This is a genomic window from Sphingomonas sp., from assembly GCF_042096255.1.
In the GTDB taxonomy this organism is placed as follows: domain Bacteria; phylum Pseudomonadota; class Alphaproteobacteria; order Sphingomonadales; family Sphingomonadaceae; genus Sphingomonas.
In genome coordinates, this window is record NZ_JBELLZ010000176.1 from 1 (window position 1) to 3,297 (window position 3,297).

General features: G+C 68.4%; 3 protein-coding genes. 1 reads left to right on the forward strand and 2 read right to left on the reverse strand.

The genetic code is table 11. The annotated features are described in order from the left end of the window. Positions 1-638, reverse strand: a 638-nt coding sequence (locus ACFDTH_RS17895) for a serine hydrolase (RefSeq protein WP_375288903.1), incomplete at its 3' end; no start/stop codon positions are given. 165 nt (positions 639-803) lie between these two features. Further along, positions 804-2,384 carry an L-aspartate oxidase gene (nadB, locus tag ACFDTH_RS17900; RefSeq protein WP_375288904.1) on the reverse strand — a complete coding sequence of 527 codons (1,581 nt, stop codon included), beginning with the start codon at positions 2,382-2,384 and terminating at the stop codon, positions 804-806. Between the two features lie 221 nt (positions 2,385-2,605). Here nadB and ACFDTH_RS17905 point away from each other — a divergent pair. Continuing rightward, positions 2,606-3,297, forward strand: a 692-nt coding sequence (locus tag ACFDTH_RS17905; RefSeq protein WP_375288905.1) for an aminopeptidase P family N-terminal domain-containing protein, incomplete at its 3' end; no start/stop codon positions are given.

Sequence of the window (3,297 nt, forward strand, 5' to 3'; positions counted from 1 at the left end):
ATCGACTGGTTCCACGTCAGCCCGGCCGTGCCCGCCTGGAGCAGCCGCTCGCCCGGCCCGAAGCGGATGTCGCCCAGCTGCTTGCGCTCGATGAACGATCGAACCGCGCCCGGCCCGCCGACCAGCGTCAGCAGCCGGTCATTGGCGGTATTGTCGCTCTGCGTCAGCGCGCGGAACAGAAGGTTGCCGACGGTGGTGTTCCAGGTGCCGTTCTTCACCAGGGAGGCGATCGGCTGGTGGAACAGCGTCAGGTCCGCCGCGGTGACGCTGATCGGATCGTCCAGCTTCAGGCGCCCGCTGTCCCGCTGGTCCAGCACGGTCATCGCCACCCACAGCTTGCTCACGCTTTGCTGCGGCAGCAGGCGGCGGCCGCCGGCCTGGATCGTCCAGCCCTCGTCCACCGCGCGCACCGCGACGCCGGCGGTTCCCGGGAACTCGCGAACCATCTGGTGGATGGCGGTTTCCAGCCCGTGCGGCGCGCGATTGACGGGCAGCGGCCTGGGCTTCGGCACGGGGATCGCGACGACGTAGGAGGGGGCCGGGGCAGGCGCCACCGCACGCGCGGTTCGGGACGGGGGCTCGCCGACGCAGCCAGCAAGCGAGAGCAGCGCTGCCCCCGCGATCAGCCGTCCCATCATGATCCGCGCCCGCCCCGTGTCATGGAATGGGAGGCTATCCGAAAAGTCGCCATTGAAAACCGGATGTTACCGGTTCTGCGATGAACAGCGCCTGACGTGCGATGGAATAAGGTTACCTCACGGGAACACGGCCTTCCTCCCCTCCCTGGACGGGAGGGAGGAAGGTCACGGCACCAGCACCGTATCCACCGGCACCGCCAGCGTCTCGGGCCAGTCGAGCGTAAAATGCAGTCCACGGCTCTCATGCCGCATCAGCGCCGACCGCACGATCAGCTCCGCGGTCTGGAGCAGGTTCCTGAGTTCGATCAGGTCCGGCGTCACACGGAAGTGGCCGTAATAATCCTCCACCTCGGCGGTCAGCATCTTGATGCGATGCTGCGCGCGCTCCAGCCGCTTGGTGGTGCGCACGATGCCCACGTAATTCCACATGAAGCGGCGAATCTCGGTCCAGTTCTGCTTGATCACCACTTCCTCGTCGGAATCGGTGACGCGGCTTTCGTCCCACGGCCGGATCGCCGGCACCGGCGGCAGGCGATCCCAATGCGCCGCGATATGGTTCGCCGCCGCCTCGCCGAAGACGAAGCATTCCAGCAGCGAGTTGGACGCCAGCCGGTTCGCCCCGTGCAGCCCGCTCTCGGTGCATTCGCCCGCCGCATAAAGGTTCGGCAGATCGGTGCGCCCGTCGCGATCGACGATGATTCCGCCGCAGGTGTAATGCTGCGCCGGCACCACCGGGATCGGCTGGGTCGTCATGTCGATGCCGAGCCCCATCAGCTTGTCGTAGATATTGGGGAAGTGCCCGCGCACGAAATCCGGGGCCATGTGGCTGATGTCGAGGTGGACGTAATCGAGGCCGTAGCGCTTGATCTCGGCGTCGATCGCGCGCGCCACCACGTCGCGCGGCGCCAGCTCCAGCCGCTCCGCGTCATAATAGGTCATGAAGCGCTTGCCGGTCTGCGGGTTGGTCAGCCGCCCGCCCTCGCCGCGCACCGCCTCGGTGATGAGGAAGTTCTTGACATCGAGATTGTACAGGCAGGTCGGGTGGAACTGCATCATCTCCATGTTGGAGACGCGCGCGCCCGCCCGCCACGCCATCGCGATCCCGTCGCCGGTCGCGCCGCGCGGCGCGGTCGAGAAAAGATAGGTGCGTCCGGCGCCCCCCGTCGCCAGGATGGTCGCGCGCGCGGTGTAGAGGTTCACGCGGCCCGTCTTGCGGTCCACCGCGTACACGCCCCAGACGTTGCCCGCGCCCGAATAGCGCTCCTCGTGCCGGCTGGTGGCCAGGTCGATCGCCACCTGGTCGGGCACCAGGGTGATATTGGGATGCGCCTCGGCGGCCTTCTGCAGCGCCTCCTGCACCGCCCAGCCGGTGGCGTCGTCGACATGCACGATCCGCCGGTGCGAATGCCCGCCCTCGCGCGTGAGGTGCAACGCATTGCCGTCCTGCGCGAAGGGCACGCCCAGCTTCTGCAGGCGCTCGATCGCCGCGGGCGCATTCTCCACCACGAACTCGACGATCTCGCGGTCGTTGAGCCCCGCGCCCGCGACCATCGTGTCCTCGACATGGTTCTCGAACGTATCGCCCGGCTCGAGCACCGCGGCGATCCCGCCCTGCGCCCAGGCGGTCGAGCCCTCGTTGAGCGCGCCCTTGGCCAGCACGGTGACCTGGAAGCGATCGGCGAGGTTCAGCGCGGCGGTGAGGCCGGCGGCGCCCGAACCGACGATAAGAACGTCCGCGCCGGTCATGCGCGGCCCTGGGGAGAGAGGATCATCGCGGCTGCATGGCACGAAGCGCGCGTATCTGCCATATCGGGGTGGTAAAACCGGCACACGCATCTTTCCCCGTTCGTGCTGAGCCTGTCGAAGCACGTGCCCCAACCGGCGGCGCTCGTGATACGGCCTTCGGCAAGCTCAGGGCGAACCGAGATGGGAAAGGCGGGCCGCGAACCAAAGTGCAAGGGAGTCCCATGTCCACCTACACCGCCCGCCTCGCCGCCCTGCGTGACCAGCTCGCGCACCAGCAGCTCGACGGCTTCGTCGTTCCCCTCACCGATGAGCATATGAGCGAATATGTCGGCGCCTACGCCCAGCGCCTCGCCTGGCTCACCGGTTTCCAGGGCTCGGCCGGCACCGCGGTGGTCCTGCCCGCGGAGGCGGCAATCTTCACCGACGGCCGCTACACGCTGCAGGTCCGCGAGCAGGTGTCGGGCGACGATTGGCAGTTCGTCGGCGTGCCCGAGACGAGCGTGTCGGGCTGGCTCGCCGGTCATGTCAAACAGGGTGCACGCATCGGCTACGATCCCTGGCTCCACACCCGCGCCTGGGTGGAGGAGGCAACGAAGGCGCTCGCGGCGATCGGCGCGACGCTGGTGCCGGTGGATACCAATCCCGTCGATGCCGTCTGGCCCGATCGCCCGCAGCCGTCGGACGCCAAGCTTGCCGTCCATGACACCGTCCATGCCGGCCGTAGCTCCGCCGAGAAGCGCGCCGCCGTCGCCGACTGGCTCCTCGCGGAGAAGGCCGATGCGGTGGTGCTCGCCGCACTCGAATCGACTGCCTGGCTGCTCAACGTGCGCGGCGGCGACGTGACCCGCACCCCGGTCGCGCTCTCCTATACGGTGGTGCACGCCGACGGCACCGCCGACCTGTTCGTCGCGCC